Genomic DNA, 21,355 nt, shown 5'->3' with positions numbered 1-21,355 from the left:
AATACGAAAAATAAGCCTTTATTTTGCCCTTAGAACCGCCATTTCGACCATGAAATGAACAAAGGGGGAAAGACTTGCCGAGAGCCAATCGATATTACTTGCCGGACCATATCTGGCATATCACACATCGATGTCACAAGCAGGATTTTCTCCTTAAATTTGCCTTTGACCGCAGGGCCTGGCTCAGATGGTTGTTTGAGGCCAAAAAGCGATACGGGCTCTGTATCCTGAATTACATGGCTACCTCCAACCATATCCACCTGCTGGTCAAAGATAGAGTGAACCTCTTTCTGGGGTCGGACCTGGACAAGGCGCTGGTTTGTAAAAGAAAATTCGAAAAATAAGCCCTTATTTTGCCCTTAGAACCGCCATTTCGACCCTGAAATGAACAAAGGGGGAAAGACTTGTCTCCTCCCTCTGGGGTCGGACCTGGACAAGCCGTTGGTTTATAATCATAAATTCGAAAATCAAGCCTTTATTTTGCCCTTAGAACCACCATTTCGACCCTGAAATGAACAAAGAGGGGGAAAGACTTGCCGAGAGCCAATCGATATTTCTTGCCGGGCCATATCTGGCATATCACCCATCGATGTCACAAGCAGGATTTTCTCCTTAAATTCGCCTTTGACCGTAGGGCTTGGCTCAGGTGGCTGTTCGAGGCCAAAAAGCGATACGGACTCTGTATCCTGAACTACATGGTTACTTCTAATCATATCCACCTGCTGGTCAAAGATAGAGGGAACAACGCGATTCCCAAAAGCATGCAACTGGTCGCCGGGCGAGTCGCCCAGGAATTCAACCAAAGGAAAAAACGCAAAGGGGCCTTTTGGGAAGACCGCTATCATGCGACGGCCGTTGCTTCCGACCATCATTTTGCCAGATGCTTGACCTACATCGATCTGAACATGGTCCGAGCCGGGGTGGTTGATGATCCGGCCGATTGGCCGGAGAGTGGTTACGCCGAACAGATGCAGACAAAACAGCGGTACCACAGCTCATGAAGAAGCTTCAGGAATCAGGTGTTTCCCGTCAGAACATTCTCTATCTGAATTTTTTCGATGATCGTTTGCACAATCTGCAACACGACAACCTGGGCGTGATTCTGGAAGCCTACTTCTCGCTCTATCCGGAAAAAAAGCACGTCGAGATGGTTCATTGCTTTTTCGATGAGATCCAGGTCGTGCCTGGATGGGAGCCTTTCGTCGAGCGTTTGATGAGAACCGAAAAGTGCGAGGTGTACATCACCGGGTCATCGGCTCAAATGCTCTCAAGAGAGATCGCAACGCAGATGCGCGGACGAGCACTCTCCTGGGAAATGTTCCCGTTTTCGTTCCGGGAGTTTCTCGATTACAAAGGAATCGAGAGCGACGCCCCACTCTCGACCAAAAAACGCCTGACCATCCAGAAAGCATTCGAAGAGTACTGGGAAACCGGCGGCTTTCCCGAAGTTGCCGGCCTGGACCGCATGCTGCGAATCAAGACCCACCAGGAATATTTCAACGCCATGCTGTTCCGCGACCTCATCGAGCGCCATGATATCTCACACCCCAAGGCGATCACGGATCTGGCGCATTGGCTGGTGGACAATACGGGGTCCCTCTATTCCGTCAACAACCTGACCGGCTATCTGAAATCTCTGGGTCACAAAGCGCCGAAATCCGCCGTATCCGATTATCTCGAATGGTTCGAAGATGCTTATATTCTTTTCACTGTGCGCATCTTTGACGCTTCTTTGGCCAGGGCCAATACCAATCCAAAGAAGATTTACTGCATCGACCACGCGATGGTGACTTCAATCAGCTCCGGCATTCTGGTCAACTCGGGTCATCTGCTGGAAAACCTTGTGTTCACCGCACTTCGCCGGGTTACGCCGGATATCTTCTACTACAAGACCAAGGCGGGCCGGGAGGTTGATTTTCTCGCCGGGCGCCAGGGGCCGCCCCGCATGCTTGTTCAGGTCTGTCAGTCGATGGCCGACCCGCAAACCCGCAAACGGGAAACCGCCGCGCTGGCCGAGGCCATGACAGAACTGAAACTCACGCAAGGCATCATCGTGACCCGTAACGAGGAGGAGCAGATACAGGTCGAGGCCGGAAAGATTGACGTGGTGCCTGCCTGGCGGTTTTTGCTGAACATGCCGGAAAGCAAATAAATCTGAAGATCCTCTCCCCTCCAAAGGCGCGATCGAAAAACGCACAAATCCGGATTTTTCCCATCTTCCGGCGAGCAACGTTTCAATCCCGCACATCCGGCTCCATGAAACACCAGCCGATCTCGGGGAAACTTTTCCTGATCTCGGCCTCCAACTCGTTAATCTTCTCGCAGGCCGCTCCAATGGTCAGCCCCTCCCGCATGCCGATTTTGGCCGCCAGCATTACCTTGGCCCCCATCTGCAGAGTGATGACATGGAATACTTCCCGGATATCATCATCACCGCTGATTGCCGCCTCCAGGGCTGCGACCAACTCGGGTTCGGCACTGCGGCCGATGAGCAGGGATTTGACCCGGATCGACACGAACACGGCGACCACGATGAGCAAGGTCCCGATGCAGATGGAGCCGGCGGCATCGAACCGCGTGTCGCCGGTGATGCCGGCAACCACCAGAAAGCAGAAAGCCATCACCAAACCGAGCAGAGCCGCCAGATCCTCGCCGAAAACGACGATCAGCTCCGAACTGCGGCTCTGGTTGATCCACCGCCAGAGGCTTCTCCCATTGCGGACCTTGTTGATTTCCCGCAGGCAGCCGGCCATGGACACCCCTTCCAGGGCGATGGAAACACCCAGCACGAGCAGCGCCAGCCAGAGATGGTTCAGCGGCTCCGGCGAATGCAGCTTGTGAATGCCCTCGTAGACCGAAAAAAGGCCGCCGATGCTGAACAGCATGATAGCGACCATAAAACTCCAGAAATAGCTGACCTTGCCGTACCCCAGGGGATGCTCCAGGTCGGAGGGCCGCCCGGCCCGACGCAGCCCGATCAGCAGCAGCACCTGATTCCCCGTATCGGCAAAGGAATGAATCGCCTCGGCCATCATGCTGCTCGACCCGGAAAACAGAGCGGCGACGGTTTTGGCCAGGGCGATGCTGAGATTGGCGGCAAAAGCAAAGAGGATAGCTTTGACAGGATTTGCGTGACCTAAGGACATGGGGCGGAACCTCCTGAAAAAAATTTCAACAGCATTTCAAAAATCGATTGTCTGAAAAAATCGATCCATTCTCAACCATGCAGGATGAGTGAGTCAACATAAACGGATTTTTATTCCTGGGTTGGGACGGAGGGGCCGGGCGGGGAGGAAGGCCAGGGATTCAAGCCGGATGAAAACAAGTTTTTTAATCTTGTTTTTCATAAGAGCTTTCTCTAATATCAGCAGGTGGAATAATCGAGGGGATTTTTTCCACTTTTACCCGTTTAATATCGTGATATGTGGAAAATTGTGCCTGCTATAAGGGTGATATTGATGCACTATTTTCCACGTATCCCACTGTTAGAGAATAAGAAGGACGTATTTTTATGTACATGTGCTATGTCGATGAGAGTGGTCATTGCGGAAAGAAATATAACCCAGAGCAGCCTGTGGAAGTGCTGTGTGGTGTTCTCACGGACACGACAAAGCTCTTTAAAACTCAGAGAGAGCACGCTGAAATCCTGCAGATTCTTAAAGAGCGTAACATCCCACTTGAAGAATTGAAAGCAAGTGAAGCGTATCGTGGCAGAAAGAGTTGGGCTAATGTTCCCCCTGAAGTAAGAGACAGGGTTTTCGAACTGATTTTGGTGTGGGCGCAGGAGCGGGTCTGCAAATACATTGTGTGCCCAATCGACACAAAGAAGTTTTTTGATCAAAAAGAGGCTGGTTGCACAATCTCAAAGAATCTTTGTCACCCCTACGAAACTGGCGCTATGAACGTTGTGCTTGCTGTCGAAAGGCTTCAGAAAACAAAAAAAAATAACAAGGGGAAAACACTTGTTGTTTTTGACGAACAAAAAGAACACGACAAAAACATTTTGACCCTATTAGAGGGCGACCTAAGCTTTACCGATTCGTATCGTCGGTGCTGATGACTCCAGAATATTGTTCGCCGCAGAAAGGGGTAGGATTAGGGCCTTCCATTCTTGCACCAAACCGAGAGGCGACGATCCTGAATGTCCGCATGGAAGAAAAAGACTAAAGTATTTACCTTTATCGCCCTGGTTGGCGCTGTCGTACTGGCAGGCCTGTTCCTCACCACCCCGACCCATGAAGGGGAATGGCAGGAAGCCCAGAAGCTTCTTCCCGACGTGCAAATCGAGGGTCATCGTTACCTCCTGCGCAACATTCGCGACTTCAGTTATCTCCCCGACAAAAGCATCGGGCGCGCCCGCTATCTGGAACAGGAATTTTCTCCCAACAACCTGAAGCGGGTCTGGCTCGGCCTGTCGCATTTTACGGATTACGGCTTCGCGCACAGCTTTCTGAGTTTCGAATTCGAGGATGGCCGGTACCTGGTGGCCTCGGTTGAAGCGCGGAAACGACCGGAGCAGACTTACTCCCCCCTTGCGGGCCTGTTTCGGCGCTATCATAAAATAATTGTGCTGGGCACCGAACGGGATATTATCGGGGTGCGAAGTCATGTAGGCGGCCAGCGGGTGTTGCTGTATCCCCTGGAGTTGACCGCTGCTCAAGGCCGACGGGTGTTCGCCGGCATGATGCAGGACGTCCGCACGCTCCGGGAAAAACCATCTTTTTACAACACTCTCTTCGACAATTGCACCACCAGCCTGCTACGCTACGATCCCGACCACCGTTTCTGGAAGAATATTCTGGACTATCGGATCCTACTGCCCGGGTTTGCCGACGATTTCGCGGTGGAACGGGGCTGGATACGGGACAATGAGGGCTTGGAGGAACTGCGCCGGAAGGCGGTCGTGGACGCCGGCGTGGATCCGGATGATGAGAACTTTTCCAAAGGGATTCGGCACACCGGCATCTGCCGAATATCGGAGGCGGACCAGGGAAGGTTGGTGCAGCCTTGCGCTGGGCCGGGCAACTGACCGCTTGCCTTGCTTTCCAGCGTCCCTCCATGTGGTCGATAACTGCAACGGCCGCGCTTGTATCGCGCGGCGCCAAGAGAAAGTCTATCGATGAGTGAAGAACTGCGTATTCCCATCAGTGCCAGCGGGCGTCATGTTCACCTTTGTCGCAAGGATGTGGAGGCGCTTTTCGGCGCCGGCCATCAGCTTACGCCAAAGAAGGCGTTAAGCCAGCCCGGACAATTCGCCTGCGAGGAGACGGTCAATGTCTGCGGGCCCAAAGGCCGCATCGAGCGCGTGCGCGTGCTCGGCCCGGAGCGCCCGGAGACGCAGCTGGAAATATCGCGCACCGACGAGTTCAAGCTGGGCATCGATGCGCCGATTCGCGCTTCAGGTGAGATCGAGAACACTCCCGGCATCCGCCTCGAGGGTCCAGCAGGCACAGTGGAGCTCGAAAGTGGCGTGATTCAGGCGGCGCGGCATATCCACATGACCCCGGCCGACGCCAAGCGCCTGGGCGTCGAGGACAGGCAATGGGTGATGGTGCGGGTGGGCGGTGAGCGGGGGATCATTTTCGATGACGTGCTGGTGCGGGTCAAAGAGAGCTACGTGCTCGATATGCACCTCGACACCGATGAAGCCAACGCCGCGGATCTCGGCCCCGACGCCTGGGGCATTCTGATCAAAGGCCCCACCGAGGTTGCCCCCGAGCCTGGCGATTGAATTACAGGGGGACAGGCCCCGATGCTATCCCTTGATCCGGGTGTCGAGAAGCTCGGCCGCCTCCTTGACGCTCAAATTCTGATGGATCAGGCCCTGCACGGCGGCGAGCAGGGCTGCGGGGTGAGGGCTTTGCCAGACGTTGCGGCCCATGACGATCCCGCGCGCACCGTCCTGCAGGGCGCCGTGGATCATCTTGAGGGTGTCGAGATCGGTTTCGCACTTCGGTCCGCCGGCGATCATGACCGGCACCGGACACCCGGCCACCACCTTGTCGAAATCGGTTTCCGTGTAGTAGGTCTTGATGATGTCGGCGCCGTGCTCGGCGCCGACCCGCGCGCCCAGGGCGATGAAACGGGGATCCTTCTTCTTTTCCTCGTTGGTTTTGCCCAGGCCCATGACCCCCAGCAGCGGCACGTTGTAGCGCCGGCAAGCCGTCGCCATGAGTGCAGTGTCGGCCAGGGTCTGGTGTTCGAACTCCGAGCCGATGAAAGCGGAGACGGCCACGGCATCGGCCCCCAGGGACAGAGCCTCCTCGACCGTCGAGGTAATCCCCTCGTGGGTCAGGTCCGGTCCGGCAATGGTTGCCGCGCCGCTGGCACGCAATATCACGCCGGGCTGCCCGGTCGGGTCGAAGGCGTAAGTGAACATCCCCTTGGTAATCAGCCAGGCGTCGATCAGGCCGGTGGCATCGAGTTCGCTGACGGTTTTCTTCAGATCGACGATGCCGGTCATCGGCCCGAGGGCCATGCCGTGATCGACGGCGACCACCAGGCTGCGGCCGGTTTCCTTCTTCATGATGCGGCGCAAGCGCCATTCCATGCCGTTCATGGGATTATCTCCTTCATTTGAACTAAATCGGTATCGGTATCGGTTTCGGGGTCGAAAAAAGCCTGGTCGATCCTGCGGCGACTTGAATAAGTGCAGCAGGATGTCCCTTCTATTCGAACAGAACAATCCCCCGGATCATCTCCTGATTCTTGGCCCGCTCGACGGCATCGAGCATGCTGTCGAGGGTGAAGCGATCGGAAATCAGGTCCTCGACTTCGAGCTCCCCCTCGGCGATCAGTTCAAGAGTGCGACGGAAATCGTCCGGGGTGGCGGCAAAGGTGCCGGTCAGGACGATCTCCTGGTAGTGCAGCCAACGCGGATCGACGGTGATCGGCTGCCCGGCGGGAGGGCCGCCGAAGATATTGACGGTGCCCCCTTTGCGCACCAGCTTGAGGCTCTCCTCGATCACCGCGGGGATCCCCAGGGAGACAATGACCACCTCCGCACCGGCGCCCCCGGTGGCTTCCGCGACCTTTTGCGCCAGATCCCCTCCCTTGGCATCGATGCACAGATCGGCCCCCATCTGCTGCGCAACCGCCAGCCGGCGATCCAGGAGATCGGTCACAATGACCCGGGCCCCGGCCCATTTGTTCAGCTTGAGGTGGATCAGACCCATCGGTCCGGCTCCGACGATCAGCACGGTATCACCTGATTGAACCCGGTTTGCCCGCAGGGCCGCCAGGCCGCAGGAGAGGGGCTCGGCCATCACGGCCTTTTCGAAAGACAGACTGTCAGGGATTTTGACCACGCCGCCGATATTGACGATCTCCCTCGGCAGACGGACGTATTCGGCAAAGCCGCCGTCGATGCCGTGGCCGAGACCGAATTCCTTTTCGCAGAGATTGTGCCGCCCCTTGCGGCAGAACACGCATTCGCCGCAGACCGCTATCGGATAGACCGCGACCCGATCGCCAGGCGCATACCCGGCAACCCCACCCCCCAGTTGATGGACTTCGCCGACCACCTCATGACCAAGGATGGTCGGCAGATGCTTCGGCAGCCCCTGACCGAGCAGGGTCTTGATGTCCGTCGCACAGATTCCCGAAGCCTTGATGCGGACGACCATCTCTCCCGGCCCCGCTGTCGGGTTGGGGTATTCCTCGATGCGGATATCGTTTTTGCCGTGTACCACAGCGGCTTTCATAAATTCATTCCTTTTTCTGATTCAACATGGTCAAGGCAAAAACGATGTGCCGCCCACATTAGAAACGGGCAGATTTGTTTTGGTTTTTTGCCTTTCAACAAGCAGCCTCTTAACGCCGGGTTGAAAGAGGGGAAAAGGCTGACTTCCACCGAACTTCTCGCAGGAGTGAAAAAGCCGGCAGAAACCTGAGCCGAACGCGTTTGCCAGCGCGACTGCAGGTTTGCTGACTGGTGACGCCCACTGCAAGTGCAAGGCCTTTTCTTTGCTGACTTTCTTTTCGGCCTTGAAAAGAAAGTTAGCCGGCTGCCGGCCGGGACCGGCGAAGTAGATTTTGCCCTGTTTTTCAGCTGATTATTTGACCTCGGTCGCTTCGTACCGCCCTCATCAACGCCGCGACCTTGAGCGGATCCCGCAGCCCGGGCTGCGCTTCGACCCCCGAGCAGAGATCGATCCCATCAGGGGCCACCGCTTCGATGGCCGCCGCCACATTATCCGGAGCGATTCCGCCGGCGAGCAGAACCGGCACCTCGCCGCGAATCTGATCAAGGGTCTCGCGGATCACCTGCCAGTCGGCGATCATCCCGGTGCCGCCGTACTTTTTTCTGCCGTCGACGGTGGCGGCGGTGTCGAACAGCAGCAGATCGGCTCCGGCGTCGATGTAGCTGCGCACCGATGCCATCACCTCCTCGCGGGAAACGGCAACCCCGGCGGGCGGCAGATGGATCGACTGCCAGAGCTGCACCCCCGGAAAGTCATCCTTGAGGCGGCGCAGCAGGTTCGGATCCTCCTGGCTGAGAAACTGCACGGCACAGGGGTTCAACTCCGCCATCAGGTCCCGCACACGCGGCTCAGCCATTTCGAAAACAAGTGCCACGGCCGGGATCGGAGGATCATGAAAAAGCGGGCGGGCCGCCTCCAGGCTGAGCGAGCGGGGCGAGAAACCGACCTCCACCACGACCCCGAACCAGTCGGCGCCGGCCCTGGCGGCCAGCTCGGCATCCTTGCGGCTGGTTGTGCCGCACAGCTTAACAGTGCAGCCAGCCGTCATGAGCGAAGACCCGTTCCACGCCGTTTTCGATGATCCGGCTGCCGATGTTGTCGACGGCGGTTTCGATGATGCGGCTTTTCGGAATACCCTGGGATTCGAGATAGCGGAGGATGCGCCGGTAGGTGTCGTCGCTGCGGGTCAGGGCGAAGATGGTCGGCCCCACCGAACTCATGCCGGAGACCTCGGCGCCGATTTCGCGGAAGGTGCTGATGTAGTTGTAGACCGGTGCGCCGTGGGATCCGTGCTGCTCGCACTCGGCGCGCTTGGAACCGAGAAAGGTGAGATCGAACATGGCATCGCCGATGGCCTTGAGATCGCCCTTGATCATGGCCGGGAGCATATCGTAGAGGACCAGTTGCGACTTGACGCCCGATTGCATCGAGTCGAGATAGCGGGCGCGGCGCAGCAGCAGCTCGACTTCCGATTCGGCGGCGGTCTCCTTGCCGAGGAACTCGTCTTCGAGACTGGGAACGTCGGGGATGAAAACAATGCATTTGGTGTCGGGGAGGGGGACCCGGTACACCATTTCCAGATCGTCAGTGCCGAGGATCCAGCCGCCATTGACCCCGACCATGGCGCCGATGCCGGTTTCGAAGGCCGGCATCAGGTAGCCGTTGTTGTTGGGGCTTTCCTCGCAGGAGTGATAGCCGATGATGCGGCGCAGTTCGCGACCGTTGAAGGGGCGGCCGAGGACCTCGTTGATGCCGATGCAGGCGGCGACCATTGAGCCGATTGAGGAGCCGAGGCCGACATGGCGGCGTTTATGGTCGTGCAGCTCGATCTCGAATCCGCCCCGATAGCCGAGCAGTTCTTTGAAGATATGGCAGAAATGCTCCATGATCAGGGTACGTTCGCCGCTGACGAGGAATTCCGGCGCTTTCAGGGAGCGGACCCGGGCGTGAAAATAGACCTGGATGCCGATCCCGATCCCCCCGCCGCCGGCGCGTTGCAGGTTGAAGCGGTTCATGTCGAGCACGGTGGGGTGAAGCCGGGCCGGGACCCTGATCTCGACTTCCCTCTCGGCCACCTCCGCAACCGTGCGGGGAGTCACTCCGAAACTTTCGAGGGGTCGGATAAAGTCTTTTTGCCCCGGCTCGAATTCGCTCAGGACAGTGGTGATCCGGTCGAAAGGTCCTCCGATGATACCGATTTCGAGGCTCTGCTTCTCGGGCTTCAAATTTACAGCCGCCTTGCTGCTCTCCATGACGCTCCGTCCTCCCCTGCTGGTTTGATAACGATCCGAATTGGTCCGCCGTGGCAAATCCCTGCCGCCACAGACCCGTGGTTCTCCTTTGTGATCCCTTTAATGCTGTCGGAAAAAGAGGATTAATAAGCTCTTTAAATGGATGGCATATTACCCGTGTCGAGGAAGCGTGTCAAACCGTAACTGAAATCAGCCCCATTCCTGTTGGGGAATGGGGCTGATCAGAGAGCGGCCGGCAGTCAACCGGAAGGTTGGCTCCGAAAAAGCGGCGGGTACGGAAACTATTCAGAACCTCCCGTGGCGAAATGCCATTCGGTGCTCCAATCGGACCATTGGCCCTGATTATCACGTGCACGGACCCGCCAGTAATAGGTGGTCGCCTCATCCAGGTTCTGCAGGTCAAGACTAATGGCGGCGTCGCTTTCCTCACCATCCTGTCCACTGCTGCTGCTTCCACTGCCGCCGCAACCGTTGAACAGCAGCAAGACCAGTGCCGCACCCGTCACCAGAACCGCCACCCGGCGGCGCCGTCCGACGAAGGTGCCTGTGGACAGAAGCAGTGCGGCAAAGCCAAGACCGGATGGCAGTAAAGCCCCGGTTGCCGAAACACTGAATTGCTGAAGCCCCACGACAAAGTCCGGGCTGGTAGCCACCTGTACCTGGTACTGAGCGACTTCCTCTCCATCGGGACCTGGAGCGGGTAGCCAGGCCAGGGTCGGGTTGAGATCGGCAATGGTGTCTCCGTCAACGGGTGCCAGCAGGGACGGAGCCACGGTTGAAAAGGTCTGCCAGCTCAGGAAGGGGAAGGTATGATCCTCGACGATCTTCCACACGCCGGGGAAATCCCAATCGATAAAGGCGGCCTGCTTGCGCATTTCGTCCGTTGTCGCCGGAGTGCCTTTGCCTGCATCCACTTGCCCGGAGGTCTCGCTGTTGTAGTAAGACGTCTCGACCGTTCCGCTATTCCCTCCGACCAGGCCGCCCACCGAATCCCCACTGCCGACAACCCGGCCGACCGCATAGGCCCTGGCAATGGAAGCGCTGGTATTGTTCAGACCGACCAGGCCGCCGCAGGCGCCCACTCCTTCCACGCGCCCCGTGGCAAAGGCATCGGCGATGCGAGCCGTACCGGTATTGTTCCCCACCAGGCCGCCAAAGAAGGTATTCCCGTTGGCGTTCGCGGTCACATGACCCGTAGCAAAGGATCGGGAAATCGTGGAACTGCCGCTATGCTCTCCGGCCAGGCCGCCGACGGACTCCCGCCCCACCGCATCTCCCGTGGCGTAGGAATCGACCATGCTGGAAGCATACAGGGTGCCGACCAGCCCGCCGATCCGCATCGATCTGCCGCTGACCGAACCTCGGGCAAAACAGGAGGAGAGAGCCGAGTCGTTCTGCACATTGCCGATCATACCACCCACATCGGTCCCGCCTCCATAGGTGTCGCTGCCTCCGGATATTTCCGCATCGGCGCTGCAGTCGGCGACTGCCGTTTCTCGGATACGCCCGGCCAGACCGCCCACGGCATTGGCGGTGGCCGTGACCGTACCGGTGACCTGAACATTGGTGATGGTACCGGGCTCGATATTGCCAACCAGGCCGGCAACAAACGATTTGCCGGTGATCGCCACCTGCAGGCGCAAATTTTCCAGCACTGCGCCGCTGGCCCAGCCGAACAGGCCGACATAATCTTCATCGGGCCGACTGATGGAAAGGTTGTCGATGGTGTAGCCGGCGCCGTCCAGACTTCCCGTGAAGGGCGCGTTGTCGGGGTCGCCGAAACCGAAATAATTCCCGATCGGCTCCCACCCGGCTCCCGTGTTGTAGGGCGCGACATCCAGATCGATATCATTGAGCAGAATGAAATGGGCATCGAGATGATCCCGTATCGCATCGAGCTGTTCCGCCGTGGCTATCTGAAAAGGATCGGCGGCAGATCCGTCTCCGCCGGCAAAGGAAACCGACGGGGTGGGCGGATGGACTTCGAACTCTGCCAGGCCGACATAGGCAAAATGACTGTTCGTGCTGGTATAACGGACATAGCGGGCCAGGTAGGGGGCTGTCTCCGTAACCTCCAGTTCGGTGTTGAAGGGGAAGGCGAGAGACTGGTTCAACCGCTCGGTCCAGGAGCTGTTGTCGAGGGATGTTTCCACCAGCACCGAGGCCGCCTGAAGCGGAATAAACCGGTAACGCCCGATCTCCTCCTCGCTGCCCAGATCCAGAACAAAAGAGACCTGGTTGTTAATTCCCTGATAACTGTACCAGACGGTCGTATCGTCTCCGTCCACAATATTGTCCGGGTGGTACACGGCCACCGGGGCGGTGTTGGTGAAAGGAATAACTGTCTTGTTCAGGGCAAGATTTTCGGCCTGCGCCGGCCCCGCTCCCGGCGTCGTCAGCACAAACCCCAATAGGATGGCACTGAAGGTCCGCACGGCTCGCAAAAAAAAGTTTATTGTTCTGTCCTCAGGTGCTGCCTGCATCTGTTTGCTGATCGAGAGTCTCTTCGGCATGATGTCTTCCCCTCCAAGTCCTGATTGAAAACCATTCCCTACAGGGTATTAATAGCAGGAGTCGCCCGTGGAGAAATCACCCATATGGGTGAATTTCACCAAAAATGACCGCAATCGGTCGTTGTTTCGCCGGCGGATTGAGACGGAACGCCTAAGCTCTCGGATTCCCATTCGAGTTCCTTAAGCCGGAAGATCTGAACAGCCTTCTATTGATTTCGAAATATTAAAGGGGTTATCCTTTGTCGCATCGAATCGGACACAACAGAATTTCTTTCAAGGAGGAGTATGCATGGACAGCTTGAGGGCTCTGATTCAGAAGCGGGTCACCTGCAGGAAATTCACCGACGAAACCCTTTCCAGGGAGCAGATTACCGGGCTGATCCAGGATGCGGTCTGGGTGCCGAGCGGTTCAAACAACCAGCCCTGGCGGTTCGTGGTCGTCACCGACAAAGCCAGAATGAAGGCCTATTCCGATGCCGCCAAGCAGGACTGGCTGGACAAGCTGGCCTCCTGCCCCTACATCCAGCAGTACGAGGAACAACTCAAGAATCCGAATTACAATATCTTCTACGATGCCCCCGCTTTGATCATCATCTATGGTGACAGCCAGGCCTTCTGGCATGTCTATGACTGCAGCATGGTCGCCTACAATCTGCATCTGCTGGCCGAAGAGGATGGTCTCGGCTGCTGCTGGATCGGATTTGCCCACAACCTCTTCTCCGATCCCGCGGTGAAAAAGGAACTGGGCGTGCCGGAGGGCTGGGAACTGGTGGCTCCGATCATCCTCGGCCACCCAGACGGGGCCGGAAAGAAACCGACCAGAAGAAAGCCTTTCGACATTACCTTTGCCTGACCCACTACATTGAGCGGCGGAATTCGAGGAAAATCTTCACCGCCGTCTCCATGGGGTCCAGTTCCGGAGGGCGGTTTTCTTCGACTTTTTCCAGGATCAGATCGAGGGCGGGAAGCAGCGTCCCCTCCGCATAGGATTGCAGGATTAGCGGGTGGATGTAGTACTTGCGGCTGGCGGCCGGACGGTTGCCCAGGAGTCCGGCCACCTGGCGCAGGGCCGCAGCTATGTTCTTCTTTTCCTGAGAGGCGGATTCTGCCGGTCCCAGGGACCGCAGGGCGTCCGCGGCACCAACCGTGGCATGCCAGGTCCGGATGTCCTTGGCGGTAAATTCCGAACCGGTCGCCGCCTGCAGGTATTCGTTCACATCTTCCGAAGCGACGGTACGCAACTCCCCCTCGTCGTCCAGATAGCGGAACAGCTCCTGCCCGGGCAGTTCGAGGATTTTCCGCAAAACCCCGGCGACTCGCCGGTCCCGCACGCTTCTCTCATGCCATTTGCCTGATTTTCCCCGGAAGGAGAAGCGGATCTCCGCAGCGGTCACTTCCACGTGCTGACGCCGGAGGGTGGTGAGGCCGAAGGAGTCGTTCTCCCGCCGGTAGGCTTCATTGCCGACCCGAATCAGACTCTTTTCCAGCAGCCGGATGACGGCGGCAAGAATTCTCTCCCGGGTAGGCCGTCGCTGGCGCAGGTCCGCCTCCACCCTGCGCCTCAACAGGGGCAAGGCATCGGCGAACTGCAGGATATGGGAGAATTTGACCCGGTTGCGAAACTCTGCCCACTCCGGATGATACAGATACTGCTTACGCCCCCGTTCGTCCCGGCCAGTGGCCTGCAGATGACCATCGGAAGTTGGGCTGATCCAGACCTCGGTCCATGCCGGCGGAATGACCAGGCTGCGGATGCGCTCCAGGATCAGCTTGTCGCGGATGGTTTGCCCATTCTGATCCAGGTAGGTGAACCCTTTTCCGTGCCTTCGGCGCCGGATGCCGGAAAGACCGTCATGCATGTAGCGCAGACCGACGGCCTGTGCCGATGCTTCCGGATCGCGCAACAGGTGATCCCCCTGACGGAGATCCTCTCGTAACCGCTTCATCGATAGCTGCCCTCGCGTCAGACACCCCATTCTAGCATCTTGGGAAAAATCGTGCCGAAGGTCCGCGTTGAAACCAAGGGGGTGATTGAGGATGTCCGGATTACAAAATGGCAGCGATCACCGAGGAATCTCCCGGCAGGTCGAGGGCCAAACGGCGCAGATCCCGGAATCCGGCCGACCGCAGAAAGTCGAATAGCTGCGTTTCGGAATAGGATCGCCCTTCCCGGGTGCCAAGCAGCATGTTGAGGGAAAAGAGGGCCGGAAACAGCGGTCCGGCCAGATCGTCGTCGAGGACAAATTCATGGATCAGGAGAAGGCCGCCGGGCTCCAGAACGGAAGCGGCCTGCTCCAGAATGATGCGGACATCCCCGGGTCCTTCCCCATGCAGGATGTGGGAAAGCCAGGCAACGTGATAGCTGCCCGGGATTTTTTCTTTGAGGAAGTTGCCTGCCTGGAAGGAAATGCGGTCGCTCAAACCGAAGCGGGCGATGGTCTCCTCGGCGAAGGGACGGGTCGTGGGCAGATCGTAGACAACCGCTTCAAGTTTCGGGTTTTCAAGGCAGAAATGAATAGCCCAGGTTCCCGGGCCTCCCCCAAGATCGATCAGTCTGCGTCGGTCCGACAGATCGATCGCTGCGGCCATTTTCGGAGCCAGCAGCCTGGCGAGGTCGAACATGCCGAGCAGAAAGTTCCGCCGCCATTCCGGATCATCCCCGGCATAGGGCTGTCTGACCGGCAGGCCGCTTTTCACCGCCTGGCTCAGCCGTTTCCACGATTCCATCAACTGCTGATGGTGCAGTACGATATGACCCAGATAGCGAGGGGATCTCCGGGACAGCAACTGAGCTACGTTCTGAGGGCAGGTAAACTCGCCATCACCCTTCTTAACCAGCAGTTTCATCGCAGCAAGGGCACCGAGGAGCCTTTCCAGGGCATCACGGTCAGCCCCGATCAGCAAGGCAAGAGTCTGCGGTGTCTCGCTCCTTTCATCCAAAGGCGTGAACAGATCGAGCTCGACCGCGGCATGCAAAACGCAGGTCTGCCAATAGCTATTGGATGTCGCCAGCAGGCTCCGCGGACTCCATGATTGGTCGGCCATCCCGCCTTGCCCCTTCGAAAAAAGTTTTACCGAGCGTCGGTGTGGTCCCAATTGGTGGGCGATGTTGCGCCCGTTCAAAAGTGTATTAATATATTAGTAAGTGGGGCGCGAAAAACAAGCATCGATACCGGGAGGCACTCCATGTACCAGCTCGAACTGAACCCGATGGAAAAGGAAATTCTGGTCAGCATCCTTGAAGTGGAACTCAGCGACCTGCGGATGGAAATTTCCAATACTGACAGCCAGGACTATCGAGATGTGCTCAAGGAGCGCAAGCAGGTGATCATCAAGACTTTAATGGCGTTGGGCGTATCTCCGGCCTGAACGTAAACCGCATTGTCCATGCTATCCTCCTATGAAAGAAATCTACTCTTCTTGGTTGTAAGGTTCTGTTTTCAGCTCTCTTTCAGGACGAAATTCGGAAAGTCCTCAAAGACCCACTTGTTCTTCAGTGTCAGATAAATGATGCCCAACAGTTTCTTGGCCGTGGCGATGATCGCCTTGCCCGACCCCTTCTTCGCCTTGAGCTTCTCGTAAAACGCTTTCAGGTACGGGGAATAACGAATCGCTATCAGTGTGCACTGCACCAGCGTGGTTCGGCCCAACTTGCTCCCGCGCTTGGTGATGCGCCCCTGGCGGTTGGTCTCGTTGGAATTGCTGACCCGAGGGACAATGCCGAAGTAGGCTGCCAGTTTCTTCTCGTCCTCAAAGTCTTCGATGTTGCCAATCACGCTGAGCAGGATCGCGCCGCCCTTGTCGCCCACCCCCTTGATGCTGGTGATGTTCTCGTGGCCATCGAGTTTCTTGCCCTTGTCGGCCAGCTCCTGGTCGATCCTGGCGATGCCGGCGTCAAGCCCCTTGATCTGCTCGACGATCACTTCCAGTTCGATGGCGGCCACCGCGCTGATCGGATGATTGAGGACCTTCTCCAACCCCTTGCGGCTCGACAGGCTTTCCTTCTTCGTCACAATTCCCTGGGCGTTGAGGATGTTGTGTATCTTGTTCTTCAGCGCCGTACGCAACTGCACCAGCTTGTGCCGTGTGTTGGCCAGACTCTCAAGCTCTGCGTAGTGTTCGTCCTTCATTCGCACTTCCGGCAGCATCCCCTTGCTCAGGAAAAACGCCATGGTCTCGGCATCGTTGGCATCCGTTTTCTTGACCGACTGGCTGACCACCTTGAACTGCATGGTGTTGATCACGTGGATTGAGCCCACCGCATCCCGGATCTGTTTGATGAAACTCCGGGTGTTGGTCGTGGTCTCCAACGCCAATTTATCATCCCGGCGCAACTCCGACCGAAACCGATCCATCTCGCCAATCTTGTAACTCTCCAGCCGCTTCTCTTCGCCCTCCAGAAAACAGACCGTAAATGCCGTCTTGTGAAGGTCAATCCCGATAAATCTAACCATTGTCTCTACTCCTGTTCTTGGTTGTGTGGAGTAGATGCGAATCGGTGACCACCAGCCTCCTATCCAGGGTCCAGGCCCCACGGTGACGTTTCAGCTACAGGCAAAGTCTAATCTCCTTTTCAGGGTCAACGCCCCAGTACAACATCCAGCCTATAGCCTATCTACTCCGGAAAGCTCTATCTTACCCCCGGAGCGGTCAACGACCGCTTTCTTTCATATCATCTCCTTTATTACGTCCCGGCGGCCCCCCTCCCCCGGGGCGTTCTTTTTTCAAGAAGCCGAAAGCATTACCTTTAAGGTGAGAGCGATCCGTTAATCAGAGCTCGCTCTGTTGGGAAAGACGATGGGTTCCCCCCCGGGCGTGCGAAGTAGCGCCTGATCGCCGAGACGGATCAGGTATTCCGGCTGCAGAGGGATTTTTCCTTTGCCCCCGGGTGCATCGATGACGTAATGCGGGACGGCGAGACCGGAAACAGGACCCCGCAGGGCGGCAATGATGTCCAGCCCGGTTTCGATACGGGTTCGAAAATGGCCGGTGCCGGCGACAAGGTCCATATGATGCAGATAGTAGGGCCGCACCCGCATCTTCAAAAGGCCCTTGACCAGCTGCCGCATGACGGCGGCGGAATCGTTGACTCCCTGCAGCAGGACGGTCTGGTTGCCGAGAGACAGACCGGCGTCGGCCAGCCGGCCACAAGCTTGTGCGGCGGCCGGGGTCAGCTCCCTGGGGTGATTGAAATGAGTGTTGAGGTAGACGGGATGGTGCCGTCGGAGCATGCTGCAGAGGGATTCGGTGATACGTTCGGGCAGGGTGACGGGAACCCGGCTGCCGAGGCGGATCACTTCAACGTGGGGAATAGCCCGCAGGCGGGACAGGAGCTTTTCCAGCCGGTCGTCTTCGAGCAGCAGCGGGTCGCCCCCGGAAACGATGACGTCGCTGATCTGTGAGTTGCGGGCAATGTATTCCAGTGCAGCTTCCAGACCCGATTCGGATACCGCCATGCCGGGACACCCGATCTTGCGTTTGCGCGTGCAGAACCGGCAGTAGACCGCGCATTCGCCGCTGGCCAGCAGAAGAACCCGGTCTGGATACCTGTGAACCACCAGCGGCACCGGAGACAACCGCTCCTCATCGAGAGGATCGGGAATGTCCTGGCTGATATCCAGCTCCCGCACATCGGGCACGCACTGTCGCCAGACAGGGTCGCCGGGCCCTTCGATCAGACCGAGATAGTAGGAGGTGATGCGCATGGGATAGCGCCGCACCACTTCCCGCAAAGGCGCCGGATCGATCGCGAACCGATCTGCCAGTTCGGCAGGATCGGTGAGAGCCGCTGCGAGTTGTCGCTGCCAGTCGTTCATAAATGGATAAATTCTCCCAAAGTGATCTGAGGCCGGTTTATCACAAGTGGCATTGGAAGTCTATTTTTGGTCTCGGGTGAAAAACCGAAAAATTCATTTCACCACAACTTCGCTTCGCTCACTTGAGGACACAGAGACCCAGGGAAACTTTTAATTTGGTGGACACCTAGTGCTCCGTGCGGTTAATCCTGTCTTCTAATTCTGGCCCTTTTCGGCCCTGCCTGCGTTGCGCCAATTTGATTTAGCGCACGGCTAGGCCTGCATTGGCGACGCCTTGGCAGTACCAAAAATGTCTCAGAATTATTTGACACGACTACCCGCACGGGACACTAGCCCCGCTTCTGGCCGAAGAACATCGCATGGTTCGAGGTGAACAGCGGCGGGGTGCGGTGAACGATGGCGCGGATGGCCGGCGAGGCGAGCAATTCCCGCTGCAGGAACCGGCGTGCGGCGCGGCGCTGGACGGCTTCTTCGTCCACCGGGCGATAGAGGGCGAGGGAGTCCTCCTTGGAATCGGGCAGTGACCCCTCTCCCGGCAGCACCGAATCCTTGGGCAGGTTCATGATCGCCAGGTTGAGGAAATCGATGCTTGCGGCGTGCTTTTCGAGAAAGGCCAGGGTCAGGCGCCGATCCTCCTCCGTCTCTTCAGGAGTCCCGAGCATGATGTAGACATAGGTAGCGATGCCGGCTCCGTGCAGGTTGTGCAGAACAGCAGCAGCGGTCTCCAGCCGGGTACCCTTCCCGAGCCGGTCCAGCACCTCTTGCGAGCCGCTTTCCAGGCCGAGCTGCAACATACGGCACCCGGCGCGGGCGAGATCCGCGGCCAGGGCAGGGTCGGCAAGCCCCGGCTCGAAACGGACGAAACCATACCAGGAAAAATTTTTCAGCTCCTCCTTGCGTGACGCCATGGCCCGCAAATGGGGGATCGGCAGGGCGTTGTCGGTGAGATGGAAGTGCCCTGTCCGCCACTGTTCGGCAAGTCCGATTATCAGCTCGGGAAAGGCGCAAGGTTCAGCGGCGGCAAAAGGGTGCGTTGGAGCCACCGCTTCCGGACAGAAAAGGCATCGCTCCCAGTAGCATCCCCGACTGGCGGTCAAGGGCAGGATCGGATGGGGATTCAGGTATTCCGCGGGATCGAGGCCACTGAAATCGGGCTGAAAAACCAGTTCCGCAGCGGATTCGAGGAAATGTTCGGCCCTTCTCCCGTCCATTGCGAGTCGGGCAAGGACGCTTTCACCGGGACCGAACGCGATGTGATCGAAGGGGGGCAAAACCAGATTCCGCTGCAGCAGGACAGCCTTCCAGGAGGTGAGCAGGCCACCGCCGGCCACCAGCAGAGCCCCCGGAAAGCGGCGGCGCAGCAGACCCGCCAGCTCGAAGGCCGGCAGCACCTGATGCCGATAGTTGATCGAAAGGGCGATGAGCCGGGGGTTCCTGTCGGCAATGTCAGGCAGCAGCTTTTCGTGAAAATAGGCGCTGAAGAGGGTCGATTCCTTGCCTGTTGCCAACCGTGCAAGATGCTCTGGTGAAAACGCCGAAAGCCGGCTGTGGCTGTAATCGCCCAGGGTCAGTCGCTCCTCACCCTGAAAGCCCCGATAAACTCCCAGGGCCGTGTTGAGATGTCCCACTGCCGTCTGGTAGCGGGCGAAAGCGGCCGCAGCGGCAGGGGATCGAAGCAGTTCCAGGGCCCGGGGGACATGTCTTATGGCCCTTGCAAGGGCAGTACCGGGGTCGGGGCCGGCTTGATTCGCCAGGCGGCCGGGTTCCAGCAGATAAAGACAGGCTTGCAGATTGGCATCGATAGCCGAAACGGAAATCCCGCGACTGCGCAGATGGCCAAGCAGCACGGCAATTCCCAACGGGGGGCCGGCGGGCTTGACCGCCGGAGGATGCAGCAGCAGAACCGGCATGCCTCAGGTGGCTTTTATCCCGGACTGGAAAAAGGTCACCACGGCCAGGACCATAATCCCCAGGTCCCGCACCAGGGCTGCCTGGGCCGTGGTATGCCCCTCTCCCGCCGGTCGGAAACAGCCGCAATCGATGTCGAGTCCACGGATGATGACCGAAATCAGGGCCACGATGAAGACGGTATTCATTGCACCCAGCACCAGGGTGGCCGGGCGCACCTGGCGGTTAAGGAGCAGCAGCAGACCCGCGACCATCTCCACGTAGGGCAAACCGGCAGCCACCAGGAAATTCAACTGATAGGGAAGGATTTTGTAATTGGCCACGCTGCCGGCAAAAGCGGTGACGTCCAGGGCCTTGACGATGCCTGCATACAGAAAGATGCCGGCCAGAGCGAGGCGGCAGGCATGAGGGAAGAGCGGGTAAAATCGCCTCACAACTCCCCCTTTTCCACGGGCAGGCCGGCATCGATCCATTCGGGCACCCCGCCTTCGTACACCCGGACATCCCGATAACCGGAAGCAAGCAGTTCTTCGGCAAGGATAAAGGAATCCGGACAGCCATAGCCGCTGCAATAGAGGATCAGCGGCCGATCCGGAGGCACTTCCCGGCGAAAAGCCTTCAACCGCTTTGCATCGGCGCCCAGCGGCAGGGACACGGCGCCCGGAAGATGTCCTTCGAGATAGGCCTCCGGTGTACGGGCATCCACCAGCAGGGTCTCGCCGCCGACAAGCTCCCGCACCTCGTCCAGTTCCACCGGCAGCGGCAACAGCACTTCGGACCCGGCGGCCGGGGAGGCTTCCGAGGAGACCGTTCGCCCGTTGAACACCTGCCAGAGCAACCTGCCGTTCACGGCCAGGCCAAGCGCGAAGGCTGCCAGTGAGATCAGCAGGGCGTTGCGGACCACCGGACGCCAGTCGAATTTCAACCACGTGCTATTCATCGGGGGATTCCGTCGAATCCGGAGCAAGAGCCCTGAGCATTTCCTGCAGCATCCGGTTGTCTCTTTCCAAAAGAGCAATCCGTTCGTTGCATTCCGTCACCACCTCGTTGAGCTCCTCCAAAAGGCGCAACTGGTGCGAATAACGAATCTCCAGCTCAGTGAGACGATCGATGATTTCCTGCATGTTTCTCCCATGAACCATTTTTCAATTTAATCTTCGTGG

The 21,355-nt window shown here is 58.0% G+C and carries 21 protein-coding genes; 7 read left to right on the top strand and 14 right to left on the bottom strand.

Features of this window, described 5'->3' with window-relative positions:
* The first annotated feature begins 533 nt into the window (after positions 1-533).
* Both R2940_08805 and R2940_08800 read left to right on the top strand, forming a co-directional pair.
* Positions 534-1,001, top strand: coding sequence for a transposase (locus R2940_08805; protein MEZ4599875.1), 468 nt, complete (start codon positions 534-536; stop codon positions 999-1,001).
* Positions 998-2,152, top strand: coding sequence for an ATP-binding protein (locus R2940_08800; GenBank protein MEZ4599874.1), 1,155 nt, complete (start codon positions 998-1,000; stop codon positions 2,150-2,152). Before R2940_08805 ends, R2940_08800 begins: the two co-directional genes overlap by 4 nt.
* Before the next feature lie 82 nt (positions 2,153-2,234).
* Here the strand turns inward: R2940_08800 and R2940_08795 are convergent, their stop codons facing one another.
* Positions 2,235-3,146: a cation diffusion facilitator family transporter gene (locus R2940_08795; protein MEZ4599873.1), complete on the bottom strand. Its 912-nt coding sequence runs from the start codon at positions 3,144-3,146 to the stop codon at positions 2,235-2,237.
* A gap of 371 nt (positions 3,147-3,517) precedes the next feature.
* On the opposite strand from R2940_08795, the gene R2940_08790 reads away from it, so the two are divergent.
* The 3 genes from R2940_08790 to R2940_08780 all read left to right on the top strand — a co-directional run bounded on the left by R2940_08790 (position 3,518) and on the right by R2940_08780 (position 5,731).
* Positions 3,518-4,057 carry a DUF3800 domain-containing protein gene (locus R2940_08790; GenBank protein MEZ4599872.1) on the top strand — a complete coding sequence of 180 codons (540 nt, stop codon included), beginning with the start codon at positions 3,518-3,520 and terminating at the stop codon, positions 4,055-4,057.
* A gap of 84 nt (positions 4,058-4,141) precedes the next feature.
* Positions 4,142-5,029, top strand: a complete 888-nt coding sequence (locus R2940_08785; protein ID MEZ4599871.1) for a DUF4105 domain-containing protein — start codon at positions 4,142-4,144, stop codon at positions 5,027-5,029.
* 90 nt (positions 5,030-5,119) lie between these two features.
* Positions 5,120-5,731 carry a phosphate propanoyltransferase gene (locus R2940_08780; protein MEZ4599870.1) on the top strand — a complete coding sequence of 204 codons (612 nt, stop codon included), beginning with the start codon at positions 5,120-5,122 and terminating at the stop codon, positions 5,729-5,731.
* A 24-nt stretch (positions 5,732-5,755) separates the two neighbouring features.
* Here the strand turns inward: R2940_08780 and R2940_08775 are convergent, their stop codons facing one another.
* The 5 genes from R2940_08775 to R2940_08755 form a co-directional block, all read right to left on the bottom strand.
* Positions 5,756-6,559, bottom strand: coding sequence for a 2-amino-3,7-dideoxy-D-threo-hept-6-ulosonate synthase (locus R2940_08775; GenBank protein MEZ4599869.1), 804 nt, complete (start codon positions 6,557-6,559; stop codon positions 5,756-5,758).
* A 109-nt stretch (positions 6,560-6,668) separates the two neighbouring features.
* On the bottom strand, positions 6,669-7,703 hold the full coding sequence (locus R2940_08770; protein ID MEZ4599868.1) for a zinc-dependent dehydrogenase: 1,035 nt from the start codon (positions 7,701-7,703) through the stop codon (positions 6,669-6,671).
* Between the two features lie 343 nt (positions 7,704-8,046).
* Entirely contained in the window at positions 8,047-8,751 is a 705-nt protein-coding gene (locus R2940_08765) for a phosphoribosylanthranilate isomerase (GenBank protein MEZ4599867.1), read from the bottom strand.
* Positions 8,729-9,955 (bottom strand): hypothetical protein, encoded by a 1,227-nt coding sequence (locus R2940_08760; GenBank protein MEZ4599866.1) that lies wholly within the window; start codon positions 9,953-9,955, stop codon positions 8,729-8,731. Before R2940_08760 ends, R2940_08765 begins: the two co-directional genes overlap by 23 nt.
* Positions 9,956-10,236: 281 nt before the next feature.
* On the bottom strand, positions 10,237-12,468 hold the full coding sequence (locus R2940_08755) for a hypothetical protein (GenBank protein ID MEZ4599865.1): 2,232 nt from the start codon (positions 12,466-12,468) through the stop codon (positions 10,237-10,239).
* Positions 12,469-12,757: 289 nt separating this feature from the next.
* On the opposite strand from R2940_08755, the gene R2940_08750 reads away from it, so the two are divergent.
* Positions 12,758-13,321 (top strand): nitroreductase, encoded by a 564-nt coding sequence (locus R2940_08750; protein MEZ4599864.1) that lies wholly within the window; start codon positions 12,758-12,760, stop codon positions 13,319-13,321.
* A gap of 4 nt (positions 13,322-13,325) precedes the next feature.
* On the opposite strand, the gene R2940_08745 is transcribed toward R2940_08750, so the two are convergent.
* Entirely contained in the window at positions 13,326-14,414 is a 1,089-nt protein-coding gene (locus R2940_08745) for a hypothetical protein (protein ID MEZ4599863.1), read from the bottom strand.
* 100 nt (positions 14,415-14,514) lie between these two features.
* The gene (locus R2940_08740; GenBank protein ID MEZ4599862.1) at positions 14,515-15,513 is read right to left on the bottom strand and encodes a methyltransferase; all 999 of its coding nucleotides are present in this window, start codon (positions 15,511-15,513) and stop codon (positions 14,515-14,517) included.
* A gap of 141 nt (positions 15,514-15,654) precedes the next feature.
* On the opposite strand from R2940_08740, the gene R2940_08735 reads away from it, so the two are divergent.
* Positions 15,655-15,837 carry a hypothetical protein gene (locus R2940_08735; GenBank protein ID MEZ4599861.1) on the top strand — a complete coding sequence of 61 codons (183 nt, stop codon included), beginning with the start codon at positions 15,655-15,657 and terminating at the stop codon, positions 15,835-15,837.
* A 71-nt stretch (positions 15,838-15,908) separates the two neighbouring features.
* Here the strand turns inward: R2940_08735 and R2940_08730 are convergent, their stop codons facing one another.
* The 6 genes from R2940_08730 to R2940_08705 form a co-directional block, all read right to left on the bottom strand.
* Positions 15,909-16,922 (bottom strand): IS110 family transposase, encoded by a 1,014-nt coding sequence (locus R2940_08730; GenBank protein ID MEZ4599860.1) that lies wholly within the window; start codon positions 16,920-16,922, stop codon positions 15,909-15,911.
* A gap of 312 nt (positions 16,923-17,234) precedes the next feature.
* Complete coding sequence (locus tag R2940_08725; GenBank protein ID MEZ4599859.1) at positions 17,235-18,284, bottom strand: KamA family radical SAM protein; 1,050 nt, start codon at positions 18,282-18,284, stop codon at positions 17,235-17,237.
* Positions 18,285-18,613: 329 nt separating this feature from the next.
* A complete protein-coding gene (locus R2940_08720) occupies positions 18,614-20,194 on the bottom strand; it encodes a radical SAM protein (GenBank protein MEZ4599858.1) in 1,581 nt (526 codons plus the stop codon).
* 3 nt (positions 20,195-20,197) lie between these two features.
* A complete protein-coding gene (locus R2940_08715) occupies positions 20,198-20,626 on the bottom strand; it encodes a MauE/DoxX family redox-associated membrane protein (protein MEZ4599857.1) in 429 nt (142 codons plus the stop codon).
* Complete coding sequence (locus R2940_08710; GenBank protein ID MEZ4599856.1) at positions 20,623-21,132, bottom strand: rhodanese-like domain-containing protein; 510 nt, start codon at positions 21,130-21,132, stop codon at positions 20,623-20,625. The genes R2940_08715 and R2940_08710 overlap by 4 nt, the downstream gene beginning before the upstream one ends.
* The gene (locus R2940_08705) at positions 21,125-21,316 is read right to left on the bottom strand and encodes a SlyX family protein (protein ID MEZ4599855.1); all 192 of its coding nucleotides are present in this window, start codon (positions 21,314-21,316) and stop codon (positions 21,125-21,127) included. The genes R2940_08710 and R2940_08705 overlap by 8 nt, the downstream gene beginning before the upstream one ends.
* Between the last annotated feature and the right edge of the window lie 39 nt (positions 21,317-21,355).

It is taken from the genome of Syntrophotaleaceae bacterium, from assembly GCA_041390365.1.
In the GTDB taxonomy this organism is placed as follows: Bacteria; Desulfobacterota; Desulfuromonadia; order Desulfuromonadales; family Syntrophotaleaceae; genus JAWKQB01.
The sequence above is the reverse complement of the archived record's forward strand: the minus strand, read 5'-3'. Positions and strand labels throughout refer to the sequence as shown.

Bases quoted from the DNA above. Each gene is read 5' to 3' on its own strand.
- R2940_08800 (MEZ4599874.1), top strand. From the start codon at position 998: ATGAAGAAGCTTCAGGAATCAGGTGTTTCCCGTCAGAACATTCTCTAT.
- R2940_08795 (MEZ4599873.1), bottom strand. From the start codon at position 3,146: ATGTCCTTAGGTCACGCAAATCCTGTCAAAGCTATCCTCTTTGCTTTT.
- R2940_08790 (MEZ4599872.1), top strand. From the start codon at position 3,518: ATGTGCTATGTCGATGAGAGTGGTCATTGCGGAAAGAAATATAACCCA.
- R2940_08785 (MEZ4599871.1), top strand. From the start codon at position 4,142: ATGTCCGCATGGAAGAAAAAGACTAAAGTATTTACCTTTATCGCCCTG.
- R2940_08780 (MEZ4599870.1), top strand. From the start codon at position 5,120: ATGAGTGAAGAACTGCGTATTCCCATCAGTGCCAGCGGGCGTCATGTT.
- R2940_08775 (MEZ4599869.1), bottom strand. From the start codon at position 6,559: ATGAACGGCATGGAATGGCGCTTGCGCCGCATCATGAAGAAGGAAACC.
- R2940_08770 (MEZ4599868.1), bottom strand. From the start codon at position 7,703: ATGAAAGCCGCTGTGGTACACGGCAAAAACGATATCCGCATCGAGGAA.
- R2940_08765 (MEZ4599867.1), bottom strand. From the start codon at position 8,751: ATGACGGCTGGCTGCACTGTTAAGCTGTGCGGCACAACCAGCCGCAAG.
- R2940_08760 (MEZ4599866.1), bottom strand. From the start codon at position 9,955: ATGGAGAGCAGCAAGGCGGCTGTAAATTTGAAGCCCGAGAAGCAGAGC.
- R2940_08755 (MEZ4599865.1), bottom strand. From the start codon at position 12,468: ATGCCGAAGAGACTCTCGATCAGCAAACAGATGCAGGCAGCACCTGAG.
- R2940_08750 (MEZ4599864.1), top strand. From the start codon at position 12,758: ATGGACAGCTTGAGGGCTCTGATTCAGAAGCGGGTCACCTGCAGGAAA.
- R2940_08745 (MEZ4599863.1), bottom strand. From the start codon at position 14,414: ATGAAGCGGTTACGAGAGGATCTCCGTCAGGGGGATCACCTGTTGCGC.
- R2940_08740 (MEZ4599862.1), bottom strand. From the start codon at position 15,513: ATGGCCGACCAATCATGGAGTCCGCGGAGCCTGCTGGCGACATCCAAT.
- R2940_08735 (MEZ4599861.1), top strand. From the start codon at position 15,655: ATGTACCAGCTCGAACTGAACCCGATGGAAAAGGAAATTCTGGTCAGC.
- R2940_08730 (MEZ4599860.1), bottom strand. From the start codon at position 16,922: ATGGTTAGATTTATCGGGATTGACCTTCACAAGACGGCATTTACGGTC.
- R2940_08725 (MEZ4599859.1), bottom strand. From the start codon at position 18,284: ATGAACGACTGGCAGCGACAACTCGCAGCGGCTCTCACCGATCCTGCC.
- R2940_08720 (MEZ4599858.1), bottom strand. From the start codon at position 20,194: ATGCCGGTTCTGCTGCTGCATCCTCCGGCGGTCAAGCCCGCCGGCCCC.
- R2940_08710 (MEZ4599856.1), bottom strand. From the start codon at position 21,132: ATGAATAGCACGTGGTTGAAATTCGACTGGCGTCCGGTGGTCCGCAAC.
- R2940_08705 (MEZ4599855.1), bottom strand. From the start codon at position 21,316: ATGCAGGAAATCATCGATCGTCTCACTGAGCTGGAGATTCGTTATTCG.